The organism is Halomonas salipaludis (assembly GCF_002286975.1).
GTDB classification, from domain to species: domain Bacteria; phylum Pseudomonadota; class Gammaproteobacteria; order Pseudomonadales; family Halomonadaceae; genus Franzmannia; species Franzmannia salipaludis.
The window spans coordinates 558,460-583,519 of sequence record NZ_NSKB01000003.1; the positions used below are offsets into that span (position 1 = coordinate 558,460).

24 protein-coding genes and 1 other RNA gene are annotated in these 25,060 nt (G+C 64.9%); 20 read left to right on the forward strand and 5 right to left on the reverse strand.

The window, feature by feature from the left end; genetic code table 11:
• The first annotated feature begins 635 nt into the window (after positions 1 to 635).
• Both CK498_RS10200 and CK498_RS10205 read left to right on the forward strand, forming a co-directional pair.
• Entirely contained in the window at positions 636 to 1,064 is a 429-nt protein-coding gene (locus CK498_RS10200) for a fumarylacetoacetate hydrolase family protein (RefSeq protein ID WP_217987745.1), read from the forward strand.
• A gap of 84 nt (positions 1,065 to 1,148) precedes the next feature.
• Complete coding sequence (locus tag CK498_RS10205; protein ID WP_229359029.1) at positions 1,149 to 1,874, forward strand: sulfite exporter TauE/SafE family protein; 726 nt, start codon at positions 1,149 to 1,151, stop codon at positions 1,872 to 1,874.
• Positions 1,875 to 2,150: 276 nt separating this feature from the next.
• Here the strand turns inward: CK498_RS10205 and ssrA are convergent.
• Together ssrA and smpB are read right to left on the reverse strand one after the other, a co-directional pair.
• Positions 2,151 to 2,530: a transfer-messenger RNA gene (ssrA, locus tag CK498_RS10210) on the reverse strand.
• 60 nt (positions 2,531 to 2,590) lie between these two features.
• Positions 2,591 to 3,073, reverse strand: a complete 483-nt coding sequence (smpB, locus tag CK498_RS10215) for an SsrA-binding protein SmpB (RefSeq protein ID WP_095620742.1) — start codon at positions 3,071 to 3,073, stop codon at positions 2,591 to 2,593.
• A 128-nt stretch (positions 3,074 to 3,201) separates the two neighbouring features.
• On the opposite strand from smpB, the gene CK498_RS10220 reads away from it, so the two are divergent.
• Entirely contained in the window at positions 3,202 to 3,636 is a 435-nt protein-coding gene (locus CK498_RS10220; RefSeq protein ID WP_089659560.1) for a type II toxin-antitoxin system RatA family toxin, read from the forward strand.
• Positions 3,637 to 3,666: 30 nt separating this feature from the next.
• Complete coding sequence (locus tag CK498_RS10225; protein ID WP_095620743.1) at positions 3,667 to 3,975, forward strand: RnfH family protein; 309 nt, start codon at positions 3,667 to 3,669, stop codon at positions 3,973 to 3,975.
• A gap of 11 nt (positions 3,976 to 3,986) precedes the next feature.
• On the opposite strand, the gene bamE is transcribed toward CK498_RS10225, so the two are convergent.
• Complete coding sequence (gene bamE, locus CK498_RS10230; RefSeq protein WP_095620833.1) at positions 3,987 to 4,523, reverse strand: outer membrane protein assembly factor BamE domain-containing protein; 537 nt, start codon at positions 4,521 to 4,523, stop codon at positions 3,987 to 3,989.
• A gap of 72 nt (positions 4,524 to 4,595) precedes the next feature.
• On the opposite strand from bamE, the gene fur reads away from it, so the two are divergent.
• The gene (fur, locus tag CK498_RS10235) at positions 4,596 to 5,042 is read left to right on the forward strand and encodes a ferric iron uptake transcriptional regulator (protein WP_076746082.1); all 447 of its coding nucleotides are present in this window, start codon (positions 4,596 to 4,598) and stop codon (positions 5,040 to 5,042) included.
• A gap of 79 nt (positions 5,043 to 5,121) precedes the next feature.
• Here the strand turns inward: fur and recN are convergent, their stop codons facing one another.
• Positions 5,122 to 6,795, reverse strand: a complete 1,674-nt coding sequence (recN, locus tag CK498_RS10240) for a DNA repair protein RecN (protein WP_095620744.1) — start codon at positions 6,793 to 6,795, stop codon at positions 5,122 to 5,124.
• Positions 6,796 to 7,016: 221 nt separating this feature from the next.
• Between recN and grpE the strand changes: the two genes are divergently transcribed.
• The 13 genes from grpE (at position 7,017) to greA (ending at position 21,610) form a co-directional block, all read left to right on the forward strand.
• A complete protein-coding gene (grpE, locus tag CK498_RS10245; RefSeq protein ID WP_095620745.1) occupies positions 7,017 to 7,646 on the forward strand; it encodes a nucleotide exchange factor GrpE in 630 nt (209 codons plus the stop codon).
• A gap of 120 nt (positions 7,647 to 7,766) precedes the next feature.
• The gene (gene dnaK / locus CK498_RS10250) at positions 7,767 to 9,698 is read left to right on the forward strand and encodes a molecular chaperone DnaK (protein ID WP_095620746.1); all 1,932 of its coding nucleotides are present in this window, start codon (positions 7,767 to 7,769) and stop codon (positions 9,696 to 9,698) included.
• 91 nt (positions 9,699 to 9,789) lie between these two features.
• Positions 9,790 to 10,941, forward strand: coding sequence for a molecular chaperone DnaJ (dnaJ, locus tag CK498_RS10255; RefSeq protein WP_095620747.1), 1,152 nt, complete (start codon positions 9,790 to 9,792; stop codon positions 10,939 to 10,941).
• A gap of 155 nt (positions 10,942 to 11,096) precedes the next feature.
• Complete coding sequence (locus CK498_RS10260; protein ID WP_095620748.1) at positions 11,097 to 11,990, forward strand: DMT family transporter; 894 nt, start codon at positions 11,097 to 11,099, stop codon at positions 11,988 to 11,990.
• A 125-nt stretch (positions 11,991 to 12,115) separates the two neighbouring features.
• Positions 12,116 to 13,363 carry an NAD(P)/FAD-dependent oxidoreductase gene (locus CK498_RS10265; protein WP_095620749.1) on the forward strand — a complete coding sequence of 416 codons (1,248 nt, stop codon included), beginning with the start codon at positions 12,116 to 12,118 and terminating at the stop codon, positions 13,361 to 13,363.
• A gap of 51 nt (positions 13,364 to 13,414) precedes the next feature.
• On the forward strand, positions 13,415 to 13,693 hold the full coding sequence (locus tag CK498_RS10270) for a DUF2218 domain-containing protein (RefSeq protein WP_095620750.1): 279 nt from the start codon (positions 13,415 to 13,417) through the stop codon (positions 13,691 to 13,693).
• Between the two features lie 11 nt (positions 13,694 to 13,704).
• Positions 13,705 to 14,598, forward strand: coding sequence for a DMT family transporter (locus CK498_RS10275; RefSeq protein WP_229359030.1), 894 nt, complete (start codon positions 13,705 to 13,707; stop codon positions 14,596 to 14,598).
• Positions 14,599 to 14,658: 60 nt separating this feature from the next.
• Positions 14,659 to 14,940, forward strand: coding sequence for a type II toxin-antitoxin system RelE/ParE family toxin (locus CK498_RS10280; RefSeq protein ID WP_095620752.1), 282 nt, complete (start codon positions 14,659 to 14,661; stop codon positions 14,938 to 14,940).
• A gap of 23 nt (positions 14,941 to 14,963) precedes the next feature.
• Positions 14,964 to 15,266, forward strand: coding sequence for a HigA family addiction module antitoxin (locus tag CK498_RS10285; RefSeq protein ID WP_095620753.1), 303 nt, complete (start codon positions 14,964 to 14,966; stop codon positions 15,264 to 15,266).
• Positions 15,267 to 15,322: 56 nt separating this feature from the next.
• The gene (gene dapB, locus CK498_RS10290) at positions 15,323 to 16,126 is read left to right on the forward strand and encodes a 4-hydroxy-tetrahydrodipicolinate reductase (protein WP_095620754.1); all 804 of its coding nucleotides are present in this window, start codon (positions 15,323 to 15,325) and stop codon (positions 16,124 to 16,126) included.
• A gap of 579 nt (positions 16,127 to 16,705) precedes the next feature.
• Positions 16,706 to 17,851 (forward strand): glutamine-hydrolyzing carbamoyl-phosphate synthase small subunit, encoded by a 1,146-nt coding sequence (gene carA, locus CK498_RS10295; protein WP_095620755.1) that lies wholly within the window; start codon positions 16,706 to 16,708, stop codon positions 17,849 to 17,851.
• Between the two features lie 55 nt (positions 17,852 to 17,906).
• Positions 17,907 to 21,137, forward strand: a complete 3,231-nt coding sequence (gene carB, locus CK498_RS10300) for a carbamoyl-phosphate synthase large subunit (protein ID WP_095620756.1) — start codon at positions 17,907 to 17,909, stop codon at positions 21,135 to 21,137.
• Positions 21,134 to 21,610 (forward strand): transcription elongation factor GreA, encoded by a 477-nt coding sequence (greA, locus tag CK498_RS10305; RefSeq protein WP_095620757.1) that lies wholly within the window; start codon positions 21,134 to 21,136, stop codon positions 21,608 to 21,610. The genes carB and greA overlap by 4 nt, the downstream gene beginning before the upstream one ends.
• Before the next feature lie 175 nt (positions 21,611 to 21,785).
• Here the strand turns inward: greA and yhbY are convergent, their stop codons facing one another.
• Entirely contained in the window at positions 21,786 to 22,112 is a 327-nt protein-coding gene (gene yhbY / locus CK498_RS10310) for a ribosome assembly RNA-binding protein YhbY (RefSeq protein WP_095620758.1), read from the reverse strand.
• A 112-nt stretch (positions 22,113 to 22,224) separates the two neighbouring features.
• On the opposite strand from yhbY, the gene rlmE reads away from it, so the two are divergent.
• A complete protein-coding gene (rlmE, locus tag CK498_RS10315; RefSeq protein WP_095620759.1) occupies positions 22,225 to 22,899 on the forward strand; it encodes a 23S rRNA (uridine(2552)-2'-O)-methyltransferase RlmE in 675 nt (224 codons plus the stop codon).
• A 159-nt stretch (positions 22,900 to 23,058) separates the two neighbouring features.
• Positions 23,059 to 25,050: an ATP-dependent zinc metalloprotease FtsH gene (gene ftsH / locus CK498_RS10320; RefSeq protein WP_095620760.1), complete on the forward strand. Its 1,992-nt coding sequence runs from the start codon at positions 23,059 to 23,061 to the stop codon at positions 25,048 to 25,050.
• Positions 25,051 to 25,060: the final 10 nt, after the last annotated feature.

The following is a 25,060-nucleotide window of genomic DNA, read 5'->3' on the forward strand; positions in this document are numbered from 1 at the left end:
GCCCCCCATGACATGGCAAGCTGCGGTGGTTGCACAGCCAGATGGTCTGCCAAGTGTCAGAGTAAGGGCTATTTCCAGGCACAATTCTTGCACCAGACTAGATCGTTGATCAGCTGTCACTGTAATGTAATCCCTCGCGTACTGCCGGCCGGCTAGTGCCAGCTCTGATACTTAGTGTAAAAAACTGTTATTGTCTGGATACATTTCAAGCTAGCACATGTTTGTTAGTGCTGAAAGCAGCAGATACCAACAGCGCTGCCGCTTAGCCTGAATGCATGTATCGGCCTGCAGGCGGCAAACTTGAATTTTCCTGGTTCGGTGAGAGGAGGGGCAGCAGCATCACCGCTGGCCAGTCCTATTGATTTGTTTGGTTGGTGAAGTGTGACCACGCGACCTTGATGGCGGGCAGGCACAAGCTCGTTGAGCATCCGTGGAGGCCGCCTGGCATCAGTAGTTGAGGAAGTGTTCATGGCAAACTACCCATCGCCTGACAACTCACCAGTGCGGCATAATCCACCGATGGTCCCAGTTGCATCTCGAGGTGGGGCAGCTCGCTTGGGGGTGGGGCCGAAGCGTCCACACAGTGTGTGCCGTGCACCATGCAGTTGAGCTAGTGGTAGCCTTGGCCAAGGGTGGTGAAGAATATTCCCGTTGATCAGGCTCTAGCGCATGGGTATGGATATGCCGTTGGTCTCGATGTGACACGACGGGATATTCAAGCCGAGATGAAGAAAATGGGGCGTCCATGGGATACCGCGAAAAGCTTCGAGGGTGCCGCTCCTTGTGGCGCTCTTGTGCCAGCCGCGAAGATCGGCCATCCCGACTCGGGAGCAATCTGGTTAAATATCAACGGTGAGCAGCGTCAGCAGGGCAATCTTGATCAGATGATCTGGAAAGTGCCGGAAGTCATCTCCCAGCTCTCTCGACTGTTCCGCTTGCGTGCTGGTGACCTCATCATGACGGGAACGCCCTCTGGCGTTGGTACTGTATCGATTGGGGATACCTTGCAGGGAGGCATAGCAGGTGTTGGTGAGTTGCATACACGCGTGGTGGCTGGCTGGTAAGTTATCGGGCAGCTGGTTTGCAGCATCAATTCTGGAGAGGCGGCTCAAAAGCCCCTTGTCGCGATGCTGATACTGCTGTCAATAGTGACGCTGGTACTGGCAGGGTTTGTCAAAGGCGCTATTGGTTCTGGAGTCCCCCTGATCGTGGTGCCTATTTTCACGGTGCTCTACGATATCCAGACCGCCATCGTCGTCTTGCTGGTACCCAACCTGCTGAGCAATATGTTGCAGGTCTGGCGCTACCGCCGCCATCTGCTGCCGTTGCGTTTCCTGGCAGGGTTTGCCGTGGCGGGCGGGGTGGGCGTGCTGCTGGGCACCTGGGCGCTGGTGAGTATCAACGAGAAGCTGCTGTCGATCACCGTCGCCGTGACCATGCTGGCCTACCTGGGGTTGCGCGTGTTGCGCCGCGATGCCGAGCTGGGGTACGCGCTAGCCAATAAGCTGGTCATCCCTGCCGGCCTATGCGGGGGCGTGCTGCAAGGCGCGGTGGGAATGTCGGCGCCGGTGTCGGTGGCGTTTCTCAACTTCATGCGCCTTGAGCGGCGAGTTTTCATTGGTTCCATTTCGACGTTCTTTGCGGCCATCACAGTGGTCCAGCTTCCTGCGCTGCTCTCCGTTGGGCTCGTCACATGGCCGCTCGCCATGGCCAGCGTGGTGGCATTCCTGGTGATCTGGCTGGCCATGCCGCTGGGAGGGCGCCTGGGGCAGTACCTGGCCCGAGACGTCTTCGACAAGGTCATCATGGCGCTGCTGTTCCTGATCGCCATGCGCATCTTGCTGGATGCCTTGCTGACATCGGTGAACGGGTAGCAGATTGCTGACGTTGATCAGGCTGGCTGTGCGATAGGCCAGCAACTTCATCTAGAGTATCGTCCAATTGCAGGATGACCCGTCGTCCAATTGTCGAAGGGGCCTCGGTCTCACTGGCTTGACGGGAGCGTGCGATGCCGGATGGCGAGCAGCGCAGCGCCTGGCGCGACTGGCATGGAGCCGAGTGGGCGGGTCAAATGTCCTTGGCTTGGATGGCGCTTGGGATGGCCAGTAAACGAAAAAAGCACCCGTAGGTGCTTGATTCGACTACTTGATTGGTGGAGGCGGCGGGAATTGAACCCGCGTCCGCCGGCACTCGCTCTTCGGCTCTACATGCTTAGGTCCGTCTTTTGATTTAACGCTACTGGCTCCGACGGGCAGGATCCAGCTACGCGATTCCTCTAAGTTTTAGCGATTGGTGAGAGGACACCACCAACCGCGATCCCATCAGTTTGCGCTCATATCCCCGCCGTGATGAATGGGCACATCACTTTGGGGCCGGACTAGAAGCTAACAGCTATTAAGCTGCCAGCGCGCCCTGAGCGTAGTTGTCGTCGTTTGCGACTATTTAATCGTGATGTTGGATTTACGAGATACATCACGCTCTCGGCATGCACCTAGGAGGTTGTCACCGGCGTCGAAGCCATGTCGCCCCCGTGGAACCTCATCATTCTATCAGGTGGGGACGGCGCGACGCCAGTTCAAGCGCGCGCCGTTCAGTGGTCGCGCATGATCCGCGCCTTCTGGCGGTTCCAGTCGCGCTCCTTCTCGGTGGCGCGCTTGTCGTGCTGCTTCTTGCCGGTCACCAGTGCCAGCTCGCACTTGATCAGGTTCTTCTTCCAGTACAGCTTGAGCGGCACGCAGGTGTGGCCCTTGTCCTGGGTGCGCGAGAAGATCTTGGCGATCTCCTTGCGGTGCAGCAGCAGCTTGCGGGTGCGCGTCGGATCGGCGATCTCGTGAGTGCTGGCGGTATTGAGCGGGGTGATGTGACTGCCCAGCAGCCAGGCCTCGCTGTTCTTGATCAGGATATAGGTGTCGGTGAGCTGGGCCTTGCCGGCACGCAGGCTCTTGACCTCCCACCCGGCCAGCGCGAGGCCCGCTTCGAAGGTCTCGTCGATGTGGTACTCGAAGCGCGCCTTCTTGTTCTGGGCGATGACGGAACTGGACGGGCCTTTGCCCTTGCCTTTCTTGTTGGCCATGGAACCTCGTGTGTCGATATGCCTTGGCAGCCCCGTTCGAGATGGGGGGAAGCGTGATAAGATTCAAGGCTTGACGAAATAGCCGACCATGATACGCGTACGGCCCAGCAAAGTCAGCGGAGAGGTAAATGCCTACGGTCAATCGGTCCGCCCTGGTGCGGCACTCCCCTCAGGCGATGTTCGACCTGGTCAACGATTTCGAGCGCTATCCGGAGTTCCTGCCGGGCTGCCGGCGGGCACGCCTGGTGGAGCGCGACGACGAGCACCTGATCGGCGAGATGACCCTGGGCAGGGCGGGTATCGAGCACAGCATCATGACCCGCAACGACCTGGTCGAGCCGGAGCGCATCGAGCTGTCGCTGGTGAAGGGGCCTTTCAAGCGCCTGCGCGGGCGCTGGCTGTTCACGCCGATGGGCGAGGATGCCTGCAAGGTGAGTCTGGAGATGGAATTCGAGTTCGCCAACCGGTTGCTGGGTATGGCCTTCGGCAAGCTGTTTCAGCAGGTTGCCGGGCAACTGGTGGAGTCGTTTACCCGCCGCGCAGATGACCTCTATGGCCGCTGAGCGCAGTAAACGCGCGCCGGGAGCTGGGTGATGAGCGATATGATCGAGGTTGAAGTGGCCTTCGCGCTGCCCGAGCGCCAGCGGTTGGTGGCGCTGGCGGTGCCGCCTGGTACGTCGGCCCGTCAGGCGGTGCTGCAGGCCGGGCTTGCGCAGGCGTTTCCCGAGCAGGGCGAAGCGTTCTTCCGCGAAGCGCCGCTAGGGATCTTCGGCACGCCACTCAAGCGCGACGACCAGCCGCTCAGCGAGGGCGATCGGGTCGAGGTCTACCGTCCGCTGCAGATCGACCCCAAGCAGGCGCGCAAGCGGCGCGCCGAGCAGGGCAAGGCGCGCTATCGATAGCCAGGTCGCGATCAGAGCGACGGATCCTGCTGGACCGGCTCCTGTGCGCTTGGCTCCGGCGCGCGCTCGGCGGGTGCGCCGCCGGCCGGGGCGGTGCCGCCGCCCTGCTGAGGCTCGGGTTGCGCCTCGGGCTGCGGGCTCTGCGGGGCCATGCCGTCGTCCGGGCCGACGCCCTCCGGGGCCGGGCCGGGGCCATCCTCGGGCATCAGCTCGATATCGCGGGACAGGTCGCCGTCGCGGCTGATGTCGACCAGGCGGTCGCCGTCGAAGGTCAGGGTGACGCGGCGCTGGTCAACGCCGCCGTAGGCTTCGTCGAGGCGGAACAGGTAGTCCCACTGGCTGGCGTCGAACGGGCCCTCGAGCAGCGGGGTGCCCATCACACCGCGCACCTGGTCGCGGCTCATGCCCGGCTGCAGCTGGCCGACCATGTCCTGGGTCACCAGGTTGCCCTGGGCCAGGTCGCGCTTGTAGACGCCTAAATAGCTGCAGCCGCTGACCAGCGTGGTGAGGGCAACGGAAAGGGTGACGGTTTTGATCAGCTTTTGCATTTGAGCCTGTTCTTCACTATCGTTGAGTCGGTCGATCATACCCGACCCTACACGTTACTGCGAAGAGCGACCATGGCCGATCAGAACCATGAATTACGCAAGGCGGGTCTGAAGGTGACCCTGCCCCGCGTCAAGATCCTGCAGATCCTGGAGAATGCCCCGGGTCAGCACCACTTGAGTGCCGAAGATGTCTATAAGGCACTGCTGGAGGCCGGCGAAGACGTGGGCCTAGCCACCGTCTATCGCGTGCTTACTCAATTCGAGTCTGCCGGCCTGGTGATACGTCACAATTTCGACGGCGGGCACGCGCTGTTCGAGCTGTCTCAGGACGAGCACCACGACCATATGGTGTGCCTCGAGAGCGGTGAGATCATCGAGTTCTTCGATGAGACCATCGAGCGTCGTCAACAGGAGATCGCCGAGGAGCACGGCTTCGAACTGGTGGATCACGCCCTGGTGCTGTACGTGCGCCCCAAGGGCTCCAAGGCGACCCGTCAGGAAGGCATTCAAAAGAAGTAAGCGCAAGGCGGCTGCGTCACACCTCTCGGCCCCGATCCATGATCGGGGCCGAGTGCGTGTGGGGCCGCGGCGCCAGCCGCTAGTGATGGGCGCGCTGGCTGGCGTCGAGCATCTCGCGGGCGTGGGCCAGGGTGCGCTCGGAGAGCTTGACCCCACCGAGCATACGTGCCAGCTCGCGTACCCGTCCGGCGCCGTCGAGCAGCATCATCTGGGTCAGGGTGGTGTCGGCCTCGGCCTGCTTCTCGATATGCAGGTGCTGGTGGGCCTGGGCAGCGACCTGGGGCAGGTGGGTCACGGTCATCACCTGGCCGCCGGCGCCCAGGCGCTTGAGCAGCTGGCCGACGATCTCGGCGGTGGCGCCGGAGATACCCACGTCGACTTCGTCGAACACCAGGCTGGGAATGGTCGAGTGGCTGGCCGCCACTACCTGGATCGCCAGGCTGATGCGCGACAGTTCGCCTCCCGAGGCGACCTTGGTCAGCGGCCGCGGCGGCTGGCCCGGGTTGGCGCTGATCAGGAAGCGCACCGTGTCCATGCCGTCTGCGGCTGCGGTCTCGCGGGCCTCGACCTGCACCGCGAAGCTTGCCTTGTCCATGGCCAGGAAGCCCAGCTGCGCCTGTACCTCGTCGGCGAAGCGCGTCGCCGCTGTGTGGCGCGCCGCGCTGATCGCCTTGGCCTGCTGGCGCCAGGCGTCGCGCAGCTGCTCGACCTCCTGGCTGAGCGCTTCGAGGTCATGTTCGCCGCCATCGAGCTCGGCCAGCTCATGCTGCAGGCGCTGATGCAGCGCGACCAGTTCGTCCGGCAGCACATGATGCTTGCGGGCAATGCGATGCACCGCGCCGAGCCGTTCTTCGACCTCGGCCAGGCGCGCCGGGTCGAGCTCGGTGGTGTCGACGAAGCGCTGCAGCTCGCGACCCGCTTCCTCGACCTGGATGCGCGCCTCCTCGAGCATGCCGAGGGTCTCGGCGAGGCTGCCGCGGTCGCTGCCGGGCAGCGCGCCCAGCCGGCCGATCGCCTGGGCCAGCAGCGACTGGGCGCCGCCGTCATCGTGGTCGCAGCAGTCGGCGGCAAACTGCGCCTCGCGCAGGGTCTCCTCGGCGTGGGCGAGGCGTGTCTGCTCCTCCTCCAGGGCGTCCAGCTCGCCCTCGGCCAGCGCCAGCTGGTCGAGCTCCTCGACCTGATAGCGCAGCAGCTGGCGGCGCGCTGCCAGTTCATCGCCATCTTCGCTCAGCCGCTTGAGGTTGCGCCGCGCCTGCTGCCAGCGGCGATGGGTCTCGCCCAGGGCGGCGACCGCCTCGCGCTGGCCGGCGTAGTCGTCGAGCAGGCGCAGGTGAGTGTCTTCGCGCAGTAGCGCCTGATGGGCGTGCTGGCCGTGAATCTCGATCAGGTGCTCGCCCAGCGCCTTGAGGTCGGTGATGGTTGCCGGCTGGCCGTTGATCCACGCCTTGGAGCGCCCGGCAGCGGTGATCACCCGGCGCAGCAGGCAGTCGTCGCCGGGCAGCTCGCGCTGCTCCAGCCAGGCCCGCGCCTCGGGCAGGGCGGCAATATCGAAGCGTGCCGAGAGGTCGGCGCGCTCGCGGCCGTGGCGTACGCTACCGGCGTCGGCGCGCTCGCCCAGGCACAGCCCCAGGGCGCCGAGCAGGATCGACTTGCCGGCCCCGGTTTCGCCGGTGATGGCGGTCATGCCGCCGTGAAGCTCCAGGTCGAGGCTATCGACGATGGCGTAATCACGAATTGCGAGCTGTACCAGCATGGCCGCCTATCTCCTTGCAGTATGGATCACCCCTCTGTGCGTTTATACAGTAGCTGATGTGGGCCGACAATGCTCGTGCTCGCGCCGCACGCTTGTACGCCTTGAGATTGACGCCAGCATCCCCATATAGGCAGCAAATCGATGTAATCAGCCTTGCAGATACTGCATGTCGTGAAATGTTCAGGCGGCCGCGTGCCGTCTTTCGATGTCAGGAGACACTCATGGCCAAACAGCCGCAGACGCCGCTAGACGAAGAGCTGGAGCGTGCCGAGCAGGACGCCGAGCCGCAAAAGACGCCGCTGGATGGCGATCTCGAAGAGGCCATCGAGGCCGCCACCGACGAGAGCGAGCCGGTCGAGGAACCGGTCGCCAGCGACGCCGATGTCGATGCACTCAACGCGCGCATCGAGGAGCTCGAGCAGAGCGCCGCCGATGCCAAGGACCAGGCGCTGCGTGCCGCTGCCGAGGCGCAGAACGTGCGTCGTCGCGCCGAGCAGGAAGCCGACAAGGCGCGCAAGTTCGCGCTCGAGAAGTTCGTCAAGGAGCTGCTGCCGGTGGTCGACAGCCTGGAGAAGGCGCTGGAAGCCATGCAAGACGGCGCCAGCGACGCTCACCGCGAGGGCGTATCGATGACCCTCAAGCTGCAGCTCGACGTGTTCGCCAAGTTCGGCGTCGAGGCGGTGGAGCCCCACGGCGAGCCGTTCGACCCTCAGTATCACGAGGCCATGGCGATGGTGCCCAACCCCGAGCTCGAGCCCAACACCGTGATGGACGTGATGCAGAAGGGCTACCTGCTCAACGGGCGCCTGGTACGCCCGGCCATGGTGGTGGTCAGCCAGGCGGCGAACTGAGCAACGTCAGGCGATTGGGGGCGCGGGTCTTGAAAAGCGCCAGGCGGCCCCCAGATAGACGACAACCCCGCGGCGAAGGCCGCGATGTACGAATCAAGTGACAACTTTCGAGGATTTCCTATGGGACGCATCATCGGTATTGACCTGGGGACGACCAACTCCTGTGTCGCCGTTCTCGACGGCGACAGCGCCAAAGTCATCGAGAACGCCGAAGGTGGCCGCACCACGCCGTCCATCATCGCTTACACCGATGATGGCGAGACGCTGGTCGGCCAGGCCGCCAAGCGCCAAGCGGTCACCAACCCGCACAACACCCTGTACGCCATCAAGCGCCTGATCGGTCGTCGCTTCAAGGACGACGTGGTGCAGAAGGACATCAAGATGGTGCCCTACGCCATCACCGAGGCCGACAACGGCGACGCCTGGGTGGAAGTGAAGGGCAAGAAGCTGGCCCCGCCGCAGGTCAGCGCCGAAGTGCTGAAGAAGATGAAGAAGACCGCCGAGGACTACCTGGGCGAGGAAGTGACCGAGGCGGTGATCACCGTGCCGGCTTACTTCAACGACAGCCAGCGTCAGGCCACCAAGGATGCCGGGCGCATCGCCGGTCTCGAGGTCAAGCGCATCATCAACGAGCCCACTGCGGCAGCGCTGGCCTACGGCATGGACAAGGCGCGCGGCGACAAGACCATCGCGGTCTACGACCTGGGCGGCGGTACCTTCGATATCTCGATCATCGAAGTGGCCGACGTCGACGGTGAGACTCAGTTCGAGGTGCTGGCCACCAACGGCGACACCTTCCTGGGTGGCGAAGACTTTGACATGCACCTGATCAACTACCTGGTCGATCAGTTCAAGGCGGATTCCGGCATCGATCTGTCCGGCGACAACCTGGCCATGCAGCGCCTCAAGGAAGCCGCCGAGAAGGCCAAGATCGAGCTCTCCGCGACCCAGCAGACCGACGTCAATCTGCCCTATATCACCGCCGACAACACCGGGCCTAAGCACCTCAACGTCAAGGTCACCCGCGCCAAGCTCGAGTCGTTGGTGGAAGACCTGGTGCAGCGCTCGCTGGCGCCGTGCAAGACCGCGTTGGCCGATGCCGGCCTATCGGCTTCCGAGATCGACGATGTGATCCTGGTCGGCGGCCAGACGCGCATGCCGATGGTGCAGAAGAAGGTCGCCGAGTTCTTCGGCAAGGACGCCCGCAAGGACGTCAACCCGGATGAAGCCGTGGCCGTGGGTGCGGCGATTCAGGGCGGCGTGCTGGGCGGCGATGTCAAGGACGTGCTGCTGCTCGACGTCACTCCGCTGACCCTGGGCATCGAGACCCTGGGGGGCGTGATGACGCCGCTGATCGAGAAGAACTCGACCATCCCGACCAAGAAGACCCAAACCTTCTCGACCGCGGATGACAACCAGACCGCCGTGACCATCCACGTGCTGCAGGGCGAGCGCAAGCAGACCAGCGGCAACAAGTCGTTGGGCCGCTTCGACCTCAGCGACATTCCGCCGGCGCCGCGTGGCGTGCCACAGATCGAGGTCGCCTTCGACATCGACGCCAACGGCATCCTGCACGTCTCGGCCAAGGACAAGGCGACCAACAAGGAGCAGTCGATCGTCATCAAGGCTTCCAGTGGCCTGTCCGATGAAGAAGTCGATCAGATGGTGCGCGACGCCGAGGCGCATGCCGACGAGGACAAGAAGTTCGAGGAGCTGGTAGCGCTGCGCAACCAGGCCGACGGCATGATCCACGCCACCCGCAAGACCCTCGAAGAGGCCGGCGACAAGGCCAGCGACGAGGAGAAGCAGGCCATCGAGAGCGCCATCAGCGAGCTCGAGGAAGCGGTCAAGGGCGACGACAAGGACGACATCGAGCAGAAGCTCAGCGCCCTCACCGAGGCCTCCGGCAATCTGGCCCAGAAGATGTACGCCGAGCAGGCCGAGGCCGCTCAGGGTGAAGCCGGCGGCGAGCAGGACGCTGGTGCCAAGCCTGAAGATGACGTGGTCGACGCCGAGTACGAAGAAGTCAACGACGACCAGAAAAAGCAGTAACCACGACATCTGAGCTTCGGATGACGCCAGCGCGGGGGCCTGACTCCCGCGTTGGTGTTTCCGCAGTGTCGCTATGGAGGCGGACAGACCCATGTCCAAACGTGACTATTACGAGGTGCTCGGCGTCGAGCGCGGGGCCGATCAGAAAGAGATCAAGAAGGCCTATCGGCGCCTGGCCCAGAAATTTCACCCGGACCGCAATCCGGACGACGACAGCGCGGCGGAGAAATTCCGCGAGGTCTCCGAGGCCTATGAGGTCCTGACCGACGGCGAGAAGCGCGCCGCCTACGACCAGTTCGGCCATGCCGGCGTCGACGGCCAGGGCGGTGGCTTCGGTGGCGGTGGTGGCTTCGGCGGCGGCGCGGGTGCCGGCGGCTTCAGCGATATCTTCGGCGACGTGTTCGGCGATATCTTCGGCGGTGGCGGTGGCCGCCGTCACCCCAACGCCCCGCAGCGCGGCAGCGACCTGCGCTACAACCTCGAGCTCGACCTCGAGGATGCGGTGGCCGGCACCAGCGTCGATATCCGCGTGCCACGCCACGTCGACTGCGAGCGCTGCGACGGCGAGGGCGCCGAGCCCGGCTCCACCAAGGAGACCTGTCCGACCTGTAACGGCATGGGCCAGGTACGCATGCAGCAGGGCTTCTTCGCCGTGCAGCAGACCTGCCCCACCTGCCACGGCGGCGGTCAGCACATCAAGGTGCCGTGCCATAAGTGCAACGGCGAGGGCCGCGTGCGCGAGACCCGCACCCTGTCGGTGAAGATCCCCGCCGGGGTCGATACCGGCGACCGCATTCGCCTCAACAGCGAGGGCGAAACCGGCATCAACGGCGGCCCACCCGGGGATCTCTACGTGCAGGTGGCGATCAAGCCGCACCACATCTTCCAGCGCGATGGCCGCCACCTGCAGTGCGAAGTGCCGATCAACTTCGTCGATGCCGCCCTCGGCGGTGAGCTCGAAGTACCGACCCTGGACGGTCGGGTCAAGCTCAAGATCCCCGCCGAAACCCAGACCGGCAAGCTGTTCCGGCTCAAGGGCAAGGGCGTCAAGCCGGTGCGCGGGGGCCCTCCCGGCGACCTGCTGTGCAAGGTCGTGCTCGAGACCCCGATCAAGCTCAGCGAGCACCAGAAGGAGCTGCTGCGCGAGTTCCAGAACAGCCTCGGTGAGAGCAACAGCCACTCGCCCAAGAAGAGCGGCTTCTTCGACGGCGTGAAGAAGTTCTTCGAGGACATGAAGCCGTAATCACTCGGCTTCTGTCCTGGCATCACTGGCCCCGCTATCCTCGGATACCGGGGCCTTAGTGTATCGGCAGTCGGGCTTCAGCATCGCCGCTGCTGGGCAAGGGCGTGTTCCCTTATTAGACTAGCCCCTTCTCATTGCGCCAGGCGCAGATATTCATGGACGAGCTCCCCGATAGGCCGCTGGCCGGTATCCTCCTGAGACTGCTGTCGGGGGTGCTCTTCACCGGGATGATGGTCTGCGTGAAGGGCGCCAGTGAGGCGACCCCTTTGGGGCAGATCGTCTTCTTTCGTTCGATTTTCGCACTGCTGCCGGTGGTGCTGTTCCTGGCCTGGCGGCGCGAGTTCCCCGCTGGCTTGGCGACCCGCCGGCCTGGCGGGCACCTGCTGCGCTCCGGCTTGGGTGCGGCGGCGATGTTCGCCTCTTTCGCCGCCTTGGCGCTGCTGCCGGTTGCCGAAGCGACGCTCCTGGCACAGCTGACCCCGGTACTGATGGCGCTCGGCGGCATCTTGCTGCTGCGTGAGCGGCTCACGTTGCATCGGGCCGCCGCCCTGCTGCTGGCGCTGGCGGGAGTCGCCGTGCTGATACTGCCCAACCTGGGCGCCGATGAGGCCTCACTGGCCGGCTATTTGCTGGCGCTGCTGGCGGCCCTGCTCACGGCGGGTGCACTGTTGACCGTCAGGCGCATCTCGCGCACCGAGACACCTGGCGCCATCGCGTTCTACTTTATCCTGATGTCAGCACTGGCGGGGTTGGCCACCTGGCCGCTGGGCTGGGCAGTGCTGACCGGACCGCAGCTGTGGCTGCTGATGCTCGCCGGGCTGTTCGGTGGCGCAGCGCATATCTGCATGACCCTGGCGCTGCGCTACGCGGAGGTCTCGCGGCTGGCGCCCTTCGAGTACCTGGCCCTGATCTGGCCAGTCCTGGCCGACCTGGTGATCTTCGGGCTGGCGCCCTCTGTGGGCTTTCTGCTGGCCCTGCCCCTGGTGCTGGCCGGAGCCATTCTGGCCGCGTTCGAAGGGCGCAGGATCAGATGGCCTAGGCGGCGATGAGTCGAGGCCACTGCGCTGCGTCTCGTGCGGCTGACCGCGCCAGGCGCGTGCGCATGACGCTGCACTCTTGGTAGGCTGTTGAGACGGCAGAATTTGCTGCCTGGCCGTGAGCAAGGACGACCCACATGACCCGCGAGACCCTGGTGCTTGGCGCCGGCATGGTTGGCACTTCGGTTGCGTACCACCTGGCGCGGCGCGGGCGCGCGGTGACGCTGCTCGACCGCCGCGGGCCGGGGGAGGAGACCTCCTTCGGCAATGCCGGGATCATCCAGCGCGAGGCGGTCAAGCCGTACCCTTTTCCCCGCGACCTGGCGACCCTGCTGCGGGTGCTGCCCAACCGCCAGATCGATATCCGCTACCGCCCTCATGGGTTGCTCGCCGCGGCCGGGCCGCTGCTGCAGTACTGGCGGCACTCTACGCCGGCGCGCCACGCCGCGGCGGTGCCGGCCTACGCCTCGTTGACGGTGCGCTGTACCGAGGAGCACCAGGCGCTGATCGCCGCCTCCGGTGCCGAGTCGCTGGTGTGCAAGCAGGGCTGGCTGGACGGTTTTCGTGAGCAGGCCTCACTGGAGGCCCAGGTCGACAACGCCGAGGCCATCGGCGAGGCGTACGGCGTCACCCATGAGGTGCTCGACGCCGCCGCGCTCAAGGCCTGCGAGCCCCACCTGCGCGGCGGCTTGCTGGGCGCAGTGCACTGGACCAACGGCTGGACGGTGCGCGACCCCGGCGCGCTGGTCAAGGCCTATGCCGCGGCCTTCGAGGCCGCCGGGGGGCGCGTCGAGCAGGCCGAGGCCCGGCGCCTGGAACAGACCGCCAGCGGCTGGCGGTTGCATACCGAGGCTGGCGTGCACGAGGCTGAGGAGCTGGTGCTGGCCACCGGGCCCTGGTCGTCGCGCTGGCTGGCCGAGCTTGGCTATCGCGTGCCACTGTTTCCCAAGCGCGGCTACCATATGCACTATGCAATGCAGGACGATGCCCGGCTCAACCACTGGCTGCGCGACGCCGATGCCGGCTACTTGCTGGCGCCGATGCGTGCCGGGGTGCGGCTGACCACCGGCGCCGAGCTGACCACCCTGGACGCCGCGCCGCGCTACGGCCAACTCGACGCCGCCGAGCGCGTCGCCCGCGAGCTGCTGCCGCTCGGTGAGCGGCGCGATGTGGCGCCGTGGATGGGCAGCCGCCCCTGCGTGGCCGACATGCTGCCGGTGATCGGTGCCGCGCCGCGCCACGACGGGTTGTGGCTGGCTTTCGGCCACGGCCATCAGGGCTTTACCCTGGGGCCGGTCACCGGCCGCGTGCTCGCCGAGCAGATGTGTGGCGAAACGCCGGCGGTGGATCTCGCCCCCTTTCAGTTGGCGCGTTTCGCGTCGTAATGTTTTCTTGCCCTGCGTTGGGCACGGTGCCCGACGCCCAACGGAGGTTCCATGCCTATTTCGCGTACTGAGATCGCCACCATCGACGGCAGCAAGCTGATCAACCGCCTGTGCAAGCACTGGGCCCACAAGCTCGAGGTCGAGCACGACGCCGAGCAGGGCCGGGTGGCGTTCGCCGAGGGCACCTGTTTGATGCATGCCACGGATGAACGCCTAACGATAGCCATCGAGGCGCTGGACGAACCGACCCTCGATCACCTCGAGGGCGTGGTCAGCAGCCATCTGGACCGCATGGCCGGCGAATCGCTCGACATCGTCTGGGAAAATTGAGCCTTGCCCGTGTGCGCCGTGCCCATCTTGGCATGCTGCTATGGGCGCTGCTGGTGGGGTTGTCGTTTCCCGCCGTTGAGCAGATGAGTCAGTTGCCGCCGTTGTCACTGACCGCGCTGCGCTTTGCCATCGCCTGTGCCGGACTATGGTGGCTGGCGCGCCGCGCCGCCGATTTCCTGCCCGGCTGGCGGCTGCTCCCGCTTTATAGCCTGATGGGGCTGTGCCTGGCGGGCTTCTTCGGGGCCATGTTCTGGGCGGCGCACCATGCCACCGCGCTCTCCATGTCGACGCTCTATGTCACCGTGCCACTGCTGGCCTTCGTGCTGGGACTCGGCTTTCGCGTCGAGCGCCTGACCTGGCAGCTGCCGGCGATTCTCGCGCTCGGCGCGATGGGGGCTCTGGGTCTGGCCGTGGCCGAGTCGATGGGGCATGGCGAGGGGCTGCAGTTCGGCATCGGCGAGGCGGTGTTCTTCCTCGGCTGTGTCTCCTCGGCGCTCTACCCGGTGCTCAGTAAGTGGGGGCTCGCCCATGGCTGGTTGCCGGAGGCGGCCTCGGTGCGCACCTTCTGGAGCCTGGGGCTAGGCGGGGTATGGATCGGCCTGCTGGGGCTGGCGATAGAGCCCGTCGCCGAGCTTGCCTCGATGCGCTGGCAGGACCTCCTGCTGGTAACCTATCTGGGGCTGTTCTCCAGTGCCCTGACCTTTTGGTTGATGCAGCGGGCCACCTCGGCGCTGACCCCCGGTGCCGTCACCGCCTACGGCTACCTGGTGCCCTTCGTCTCGATGCTGCTGCTGTTCGCTAGCGACCCGGCGCAGATCGGCTGGCACTGGCTGCCGGGTAGTCTGTTGGTGCTGACGGCCATCGCGCTGCTGCTGCGTGATGGAAGGAGCGATGGCTGCTCCTGATTGGGGCGAGGTGTGGACATTCCGTTTGACGTATTACGTATAGCGTAATATTGTTGGGTGATGATCGAATCCTTTGCCTGCAAGCACACGCGCCAATTATTTGAGGGCAGAGACTGCCCAAAGGCGTTTCGCGCCTTTCAGCGGCAGGCTGAGCGCAAGCTTCAATTGCTGGATTCTGCTGCAACGCTGGATTTTCTACGCTCACCGCCTGGCAATCGACTGGAAGCCTTGCAGGGCGATCGACAGGGTCAGTACAGCATTCGGATCAACGGTCAGTGGCGCCTCTGTTTTCGTTTTGAGCATGGCGGCGCCTTCGATGTCGAAATCGTGGATTACCATTGAACATGGCTGGGGGAGCGAATTACATGATCAACAACGGCATGCGGCCCATTCACCCGGGAGAGGTGCTGCGTGAAGAGTACCTGGAGCCACTCGGCCTGAGTGTGAATAGCCTGGCGCGTGAGCTGCGCGTTCCAGCAACGCGCCTGCATGAGATCGTCAAGGAGCGTCGTTCCGTCTCGGCCGATACGGCGTTGAGGCTGGCACGCTTCTTCGGTGGAGATGCCCAGTCTTGGCTGAATCTGCAGGCAGCCTATGAACTCAAGCGGGTCGAGCTCGACCATGGCGACGAGATCAAGCGTAGCGTATCGCCGCGAGATGCCGCCTGAGGCTCTGTTATACTGCCGCCCCATTTCGAATTGCTATCGCTGCTAGAGGAGTCCGCATGACCCGTATCGCTATCGTCGGCGTCGCTGGCCGCATGGGCCGCACCCTGGTCGCTGCCGTGGAGCAGGATGCCGAGGCTACCCTGGCGGGTGGCGTGGTCGAGCCGGGCAGCTCGCTTGCCGGTGCCGATATCGGCGAGCTGGCCGGGCTTGGCAAGTGTGGCGTCGCGGCGGCGGCGACGCTCGACGATATCGTCGACGACTTCGATGTGCTGATCGACTTCACCGCGCCGCAGGTAACGCTGGCCAACCTGGCGTTCTGCGCCGCGCACGGCAAGCGCATCGTGATCGGTACCACCGGCCTCAGCGACGAGCAGCTCGCCGAGCTCGACGGCTACCGCGACAAGCTGGCGATGGTCTTCGCGCCCAATATGAGCGTGGGGGTGAACCTGACCCTGAAGCTGCTCGAGACCGCGGCCAAGGCGCTGGGCGACGAGGGCTACGATATCGAAGTGATCGAGGCCCACCACCGCCACAAGGTGGATGCCCCCTCCGGCACGGCGCTGAAGATGGGCGAGGTGGTGGCCGATTCCCTGGGGCGGACGCTCAAGGAGCACGGCGTCTTCGAGCGGGTCGGCCAGTGTGGGCCGCGGGATGCCAAGGAGATCGGCTTTGCCACCGTGCGCGCCGGCGATATCGTCGGTGAGCATACCGTGATGTTCGCCACCGAGGGCGAGCGCATCGAGATCACCCACAAGGCGAGTAGCCGCATGACCTTCGCCAAGGGCGCGGTGCGTGCCGCGCGCTGGGTGGCCGAGCAGGGCAAGGGGCGGTATAGCATGCAGGATGTGCTGGGGCTATAGGCGCTCAAGTGTCCGGAGCTCCTTGGGCAAGCTGATGGGGAGGCCCGAGCGGGTGCTCCTGATGGTAAGCCTAAAGGCCCTTGGTGAGGGGCGCCGAGGACAGGTCGAAAGGGAGGTTCTTCGCCATGGGTGAGGAGTGTTGCTCCGAACGGGCTGGCCATGGATGGCCAGCACCGGCCCTGCAAGCGGAGCAGGATGCGAGAGCGAAGCCAGGGCGAAGGTAGCGCCCAGGGACGGGTTTACAGCGCCTCCCTGTAGGCCTGCCCTCGGATCAGCCCCGGGAAAGGCCAGCCTGGCTGGGGTGCTAGGCTCAAGGTGGTAGCCAGGTGGGGCTGAATCCTGTAACATTCCAAAAATTTTGGCCGGGCGCCGGATGCTGCATCCACCATAGCGCTTGTTGAGTCGGCCACGGGCACACCGAGCAATGACAACAAGCGGGATGAAACCGGTCTTTCAGGTTTCGTCCCGCTTTTTTACGGCTCGCCTGCCGCGTGACCCAGCCTGGCGCCCGCCCTTGAAACATCTGTCGGATGAGCGTGACTCGTCGGCGGTCTCTTAAGAGCATGGGAGGAAGTTGCGTTGAACAGATCCGCGATATTGGCCTTGGAAGATGGCAGCGTATTCCACGGCACCGCGATCGGCGCCGATGGGCAAACCAGCGGTGAGGTGGTGTTCAATACGGCCATGACCGGCTATCAGGAGATTCTCACCGACCCCTCCTACACCCGACAGATCGTCACCCTCACCTATCCGCATATCGGCAATACCGGCGTCAACGCCGAGGACGTCGAGTCCGACGCCATCGCCGCCGCCGGCCTGGTGATCCGCGACCTGCCGCTGCTGGCCAGCAGCTTCCGCTGCGAGCAGTCGCTCTCCGACTACCTCAAGAGCCAGAACGTGCTCGGCATCGCCGACATCGACACCCGCCGCCTGACCCGCATTCTACGCGACAAGGGCTCGCAGAACGGTGCGATCCTGGCCGGCGTTGATGCCGAAGGTGACGACGCCGTCGAGCGTGCCCTGGCCGCAGCCCGCGCCTTCCCCGGCCTCAAGGGCATGGACCTGGCCAAGGTGGTCTCCTGCCAGACGTCCTACGAATGGAGCGAGGGCGAGTGGACCCTAGGGCAAGGCTATGCCGACACCACGCAGGGCGAGCGCCCCTTCCACGTGGTGGCCTACGACTACGGCATCAAGCGCAACATCCTGCGCATGCTCGCCTCGCGCGGCTGCCGCCTGACCGTGGTGCCGGCCCAGACCCCGGCCAGCGAGGTGCTGGCGATGAAACCCGACGGCGTGTTCCTGGCCAACGGCCCCGGCGACCCCGAGCCCTGCGACTATGCCATCAAGGCCATCGGCGAGATCCTCGAGACCGAGTTGCCGGTGTTCGGCATCTGCCTCGGTCACCAGTTGCTGGCGCTGGCTAGCGGCGCCAAGACGCTGAAGATGAGCCACGGCCACCACGGCGCCAACCACCCGGTACAGGACCTCGACAGCGGCCAGGTGATGATCACCAGTCAGAACCACGGCTTCGCCGCCGCCGAGGCGAGCCTGCCGGCCAATCTGCGTGCCACGCACCGCTCGCTGTTCGACGGCACCCTGCAGGGGATCGAGCGTACCGACCGGCCGGCGTTCAGCTTCCAGGGCCACCCCGAGGCGAGCCCCGGGCCGCGCGACGTGTCGCCGCTGTTCGACCGCTTCGTCGAGATGATGAAGGCACGCCGCTGAGCGCCGGCCCTCACCACTGAGTCCGTTCTTTCACCGATTTGCCGCGGGAACCGTCATGCCCAAGCGTACCGACATCAACAGCATCCTGATCATTGGCGCAGGCCCCATCGTCATCGGCCAGGCTTGCGAATTCGACTACTCCGGCGCCCAGGCCTGCAAGGCGCTGCGCGAGGAGGGTTACCGGGTCATTCTGGTCAACTCCAATCCGGCCACCATCATGACCGACCCGGCCATGGCCGATGCCACCTATATCGAGCCGATCACCTGGCAGGCGGTGGAGAAGATCATCGAGGCCGAGCGCCCCGACGCCATCCTGCCCACCATGGGCGGCCAGACCGCGCTCAACTGTGCGCTGGAACTCGACAAGCACGGCGTGCTGGAGAAGTACGGCGTGGAGATGATCGGCGCCAACGCCGACGCCATCAACAAGGCCGAAGACCGCGACCTGTTCGACCAGGCCATGCGCCGCATCGGCCTCGAGTGCCCCAAGGCCGAGGTCGCCCACAGCATGGACGAGGCCTGGCGCATCCAGGCGTCGCTGGGTTTTCCGGTGATCATCCGCCCCTCCTACACCATGGGCGGCTCCGGCGGCGGCGTGGCCTACAACAAGGAGGAGTTCGAGGAGATCTGCACCCGCGGCTTCGAGCTCTCCAACAACCATGAGCTGCTGATCGACGAGTCGCTGCTGGGCTGGAAGGAGTACGAGATGGAGGTCGTGCGCGATAAGCACGACAACTGCATCATCGTCTGCGCCATCGAGAACTTCGACCCCATGGGCGTGCACACCGGCGACTCCATCACCGTGGCCCCGGCCCAGACGCTGACCGACAAGGAGTACCAGATCATGCGCGACGCCTCGCTTGCGGTGCTGCGCGAGATCGGCGTCGAGACCGGCGGCTCCAACGTGCAGTTCGGCGTCGATCCCACCACCGGGCGCATGGTGGTGATCGAGATGAACCCGCGGGTGTCGCGCTCCTCGGCGCTGGCTTCCAAGGCCACCGGCTTCCCGATCGCCAAGATCGCCGCCAAGCTGGCGATCGGCTACAGCCTGGACGAGCTGCAGAACGACATCACCGGTGGGCGCACCCCGGCCTCGTTCGAGCCGTCCATCGACTATGTGGTCACCAAGATTCCGCGCTTCACCTTCGAGAAGTTTCCCCAGGCCAACGACCGCCTGACCACCCAGATGAAGTCGGTGGGCGAGGTGATGGCCATCGGCCGCACCTTCCAGGAGTCGCTGCAGAAGGCGCTGCGCGGCATGGAAACCGGCAACGACGGCCTCGACCCCATCGTTACCGAGTTCACCGCCGAGGCCATGGCGCATATCAAGGGCGAGCTGCAGGCCGCCGGGGCCGAGCGTATCTTCTTCATCGCCGATGCCATGCGTGCCGGGCTCAGCGTCGATGAGATCTTTGCGCTGACCAACATCGACCGCTGGTTCCTGGTCCAGCTCGAGGACCTGATCAAGAGCGAGGCCGAGGTCGCCAAGCGCTCGCTCTCCGAGCTGTCGCCCCGCGAGCTGTTCGGGCTCAAGCGCAAGGGCTTTTCCGATGCACGCCTGGCCAGGCTGCTGGGCGTCTCCGAGAAGGAGTTCCGCAAGACCCGCCAGCAGGCCGGCATCCGTCCGGTCTACAAGCGCGTCGATACCTGTGCGGCGGAGTTCGCCTCGGATACCGCCTACATGTACTCCACCTACGAGGAGGAGTGCGAGGCGGAGGTCTCCGAGCGCCAGAAGATCATGGTGCTGGGCGGTGGCCCGAACCGCATCGGCCAGGGCATCGAGTTCGACTACTGCTGTGTCCACGCCGCCTTCGCCATGCGCGACGACGGCTACGAGACCATCATGGTCAACTGCAACCCGGAGACCGTCTCCACCGACTACGACACCAGTGATCGCCTCTACTTCGAGCCGGTGACCCTGGAGGACGTGCTGGAGATCGCCGACAAGGAAAAACCGGTCGGCGTGATCGTGCAGTTCGGCGGCCAGACGCCGCTCAAGCTGGCCCGCGAGCTGGAGGCCGCCGGGGTGCCGATCATCGGCACCACCCCGGACGCCATCGACCGCGCCGAGGACCGCGAGCGCTTCCAGCAGATGATCGACAAGCTGGGTCTCAAGCAGCCGCCCAACGCCACCGCGCGCAGCTTCGAGGAGGCCTTCGCCAAGGCCGAGGCGATCGGCTACCCGCTGGTGGTACGCCCCAGCTACGTGCTCGGCGGTCGTGCCATGGAGATCGTCTACGACGCCTCGGAGCTGGAGAACTACATGACCCATGCGGTCAAGGTCTCCAACGACTCGCCGGTGCTGCTCGACCACTTCCTCAACGCCGCCATCGAGATCGATATCGACGCGGTCAGTGACGGCCACGAGGTAGTGATCGGTGGCATCATGCAGCACATCGAGCAGGCCGGGGTGCACTCCGGCGACTCGGCCTGTGCGCTGCCGCCCTATTCGCTACCCGCCGAGGTGCAGGACGAGATGCGCGAGCAGGTCAAGCGCATGGCGGTGGAGCTCGGCGTCAAGGGGCTGATGAACGTGCAGCTGGCCTGGCAGGATGGCGAGATCTACGTCATCGAGGTCAACCCGCGCGCCTCGCGCACCGTGCCCTTTGTCTCCAAGTGCATCGGCACTTCGCTGGCGCAGGTGGCGGCGCGCTGCATGGCCGGTACCACGCTGGCGGCCCAGGGCTTCACCCGCGAGATCGTGCCGCACTTCTATAGCGTCAAGGAGGCGGTGTTCCCGTTCAACAAGTTCCCCGGCGTCGACCCGATCCTGTCGCCGGAGATGAAGTCCACCGGCGAAGTGATGGGCTCAGGCGACACCTTTGCCGAGGCCTTCTACAAGGCGCAGCTCGGCGCCGGCGAGGCGATCCCGGCGCTGAGCGGCGAGCGTAAGGCGTTTCTCTCGGTGCGCGAGCCGGACAAGGCCGACGTTATCGAGGTGGCCGAAACTCTGCTAGGATTGGGTTTTACCCTTTGCGCGACTCGCGGCACCGCCGCTGCTCTCGAGGCTGCCGGGCTCCCCGTCGAGGCCGTCAACAAGGTCTTCGAAGGTCGTCCGCATATCGTCGATATGCTCAAGAACGACGAAGTGGCCTATATCGTCAACACCACCGAAGGCCGTCAGGCCATCAACGACTCTTCGGTGATCCGCCGCACCGCTCTCGCCCGTAAGGTGCCCTACGCAACGACCCTGGCAGGTGCCAGGGCCGTGTGCATGGCATTGGAATATGGCAACCAGATTACCGTGCGGCGGCTTCAGGAACTGCATGCAGGAGCACCACAATGAACAAGGTCCCGATGACCGTCGCAGGCGAGCAGCGCCTGCGTGAAGAGCTCGATCAGCTCAAGGGCGTCGAACGGCCCAAGGTGATCAATGCCATCGCCGAGGCGCGTGAGCATGGCGATCTCAAGGAGAATGCCGAGTACCATGCCGCTCGCGAGCAGCAGGGCTTTATCGAAGGGCGCATTCAGGAGATCGAAGGCAAGCTCGGGAGCGCCCAGGTGATCGACGTCACCAAGCTGCCCAAGACCGGCAAGGTGATCTTCGGCGTGACCGTGGCGCTGCTCAATCTGGATACCGACGACGAGGTGGTCTACCGCATCGTCGGCGAGGACGAGGCGGACATCAAGGCCGGCCGGATCTCGGTCACCTCACCCATCGCCCGCGCGCTGATCGGCAAGGAGGAGGGGGACGCGGTGGTGGTCAACACCCCCGGCGGCGAGGTCGAGTACGAGATCCTCAGCGTCGAGCATCTCTGACCCAAGCTCGAAGCCTTAAGCTGGAAGCTTGAAGAAAAAACACCCCGCGACCATGGCCGCGGGGTGTTTGGTATCTGAAGGTGCTACATCATGCTGGCTTCCAGCTTCCAGCTTCCAGCTTCCAGCTTCCAGCTTCCAGCTTCCAGCTTCCAGCTTCCAGCTCGCGCGAAGCGCGTCAGTGCCGCCCGTGGTGGCCCTCGAAGCGCTTGACGTTGGAGAGCTTGGGGTTGGCCTTGGGGTTGTGGCGGTAGAGCAGGGCCACCTTGCCGATGGTCTGGATGCGTACGGCACCGCTCTGAGTCACCAGCTCCTCGAGCATCGCGGCGCGGTCGTCGCGCTCGGCCAGGGCCAGCTTGATCTTGATCAGCTCGTGGTCGTTGAGCGCCCGCTCGAGCTCGGCGAGCACGCCCTCGGAGATGCCGTTCTCGGACACCGTGACCACCGGGTTGAGGTGGTGGCCGATGCTGCGAAATGCTTTCTTTTGTGCCTGTGACAAGCTCATGGTATCTTGAGGGTCCAAAGTTGCGCTGAACCCGCCATGTTACGGCGAAAGCGGCGCGTGCGAAAGCCTCCCTCCGCTACTCTTCGAACCGACATCAGAACCAGGTGATGCCGTGGGCCGCTCTACCCGCTCCAGCAAGTCCTCTTCGCCCGCTGCGGCTGCTGCGCGCGGCGCCAGCAAGACCAGCAAAGGCTGGTTGAAAGAGCACTTCGACGACCAGTACGTGCAGCGCAGCTGGCAGGATGGCTACCGCAGCCGGGCCAGCTACAAGCTGCTCGAGCTGGACGCCAAGGACGCCTTGCTGCGTCCGGGCATGGCGGTGATCGACCTGGGCGCGGCGCCCGGCGGCTGGAGCCAGATCGCCGCGGAAAAGGTCGGCCCAGAGGGGGTGGTGATCGCCTCGGACATCCTCGAGATGGACGCTCTGGCCGGGGTCGACTTCATCCACGGCGATTTTACCGAGGAGGCGGTGCTCGAGGCGATCCTCGCGGCACTCGATGGGCGCCCGGTAGACCTTGTGATGTCCGACATGGCCCCCAATATGAGTGGTATGGCCGCCATCGATCAGCCCCAGGCGATGTATCTCGTCGAGCTGGCGCTGGATCTGGCGCAGCAGACCCTGAGGCCGGGCGGCCGGTTCGTGGCCAAGGTCTTTCAGGGCGAAGGATTCGACGACTACCTCAAGGCGCTGCGCAGCAGCTTCGGCAAGGTGGTCACTCGCAAGCCGGACGCTTCCCGGGCGCGCTCCCGTGAGGTTTACCTGCTGGCGGAGCGATTTCGTGGTTGAGCGGATAGCGTCAGGCTACCGCCACGATAGACAGACACCCGCAGACAAGTGTGGCAATGTCGATCGACGAGCATGGATGTGGTTGAACGCCCGCATCTGCTGTAGTGTCGAAGACCTATGCCCGCTTGGCAGTCCGTTTTCAGCAATGAGGGTACTCCCTTGAATGATATGGCGAAAAACCTGATTCTGTGGTTGGTCATCGCGGCAGTGCTGCTGACGGTGTTCAACAACTTCAGCGTCGACAGCTCACCCCAGGCGATGAACTACTCGCAGTTCGTCCAGCAGGTGCAGAACCAGCAGATCCGTAGCGTCACCATCGATGGCTATACCATCAGCGGTGAGCGCACCGATGGTTCGCAGTTCCAGACCATCCGTCCGGCGGCAGAAGACCCGCAGCTGATCAACGATCTGCTCTCCAACGACGTCACCGTGGTGGGGCGTGAGCCTCAGGAGCAGAGCCTGTGGACGCGGCTGCTGATTGCCAGTTTCCCGATCCTGATCATCCTCGCCATCTTCCTGTTCTTCATGCGCCAGATGCAGGGCGGTGCCGGCGGCAAGGGTGGGCCAATGAGCTTCGGCAAGTCCAAGGCCAAGCTGCTCTCCCAGGACCAGATCAAGACCACTTTTGCCGATGTGGCGGGGTGCGACGAGGCCAAGGAGGAGGTCGAGGAACTGGTCGACTTCCTGCGCGACCCCTCCAAGTTCCAGCGCCTGGGCGGCACCATCCCGCGCGGCGTGCTGATGGTGGGCCCGCCGGGTACCGGTAAGACGTTGCTGGCGAAATCGATCGCCGGTGAGGCCAAGGTGCCGTTCTTCTCGATCTCTGGTTCCGACTTCGTCGAGATGTTCGTCGGCGTGGGCGCCTCGCGGGTGCGCGACATGTTCGAGCAGGCCAAGAAGCAGGCGCCGTGCATCATCTTCATCGATGAGATCGATGCCGTGGGCCGCTCGCGCGGCGCCGGCATGGGCGGCGGCAACGACGAGCGCGAGCAGACCCTCAACCAGTTGCTGGTCGAGATGGATGGCTTCGAGGCCAACGAGGGCATCATCGTGATCGCTGCCACCAACCGCCCCGATGTGCTCGACCCGGCGCTGATGCGCCCTGGGCGCTTCGACCGCCAGGTGGTGGTCGGCCTGCCCGATATCCGTGGCCGCGAGCATATCCTCGGTGTGCACCTGCGCAAGGTGCCGCTGGCCGACGACGTCAAGCCGGTGCTGATCGCCCGTGGTACTCCGGGCTTCTCCGGTGCCGACCTGGCCAACCTGGTCAATGAGGCGGCGCTGTTCGCCGCGCGGCGCAACAAGCGCCTGGTCAGCATGGAGGAGTTGGAGCTGGCCAAGGACAAGATCATGATGGGCGCCGAGCGCAAGTCGATGGTCATGACCGACAAGGAGAAGCTCAACACCGCCTATCACGAGTCGGGGCACGCCATCATCGGCCTGGTGATGCCGGAGCACGACCCGGTCTACAAGGTCACCATCATTCCGCGTGGGCGTGCTTTGGGCGTGACCATGTTCCTGCCCGAGGCGGACCGCTACAGCCTGTCGCGCCAGCAGATCATCAGCCAGATCTGCTCGCTGTTCGGCGGGCGTATCGCCGAAGAGATGACGCTTGGCCCCAACGGCGTTACCACCGGTGCCTCGAACGACATCAAGCGCGCCACCGAGCTGGCCCACAACATGGTCGCCAAGTGGGGGCTCTCCGACGAGATGGGCCCGATCATGTACGACGAGGACGAGTCGCACCAGTTCCTCGGCGGCCCGGGCCAGGGCGGCAAGCTCAAGTCCGGCGAGACCACCTCGCGGCTCGACAAGGAAGTGCGCAAGATCATCGATGGCTGCTATGCCGAGGCCAAGCGCATTCTCGAGGAGAATCGCGACAAGCTCGATGCCATGGCCGAGGCGCTGATGCAGTATGAGACCATCGATGCCACCCAGCTCAAGGACATCATGGAAGGGCGTCCGCCGAAGCCGCCGGAAGGTTGGGAAGATCCCAGCAATCCCAGCGGCGGCGCGCCTGGCGCAGAAGCGCCGGCGGCCGAGGCCAAGCCCGATGCGCCGGCCGATGATCTCGACGATGGCGGCGAAGAGGACGACGACGAGCCGCGTCGTCGTCCCTCCGACCCACTGGGCGGTCCGGCCGGCCACTGAGCATCCGTCA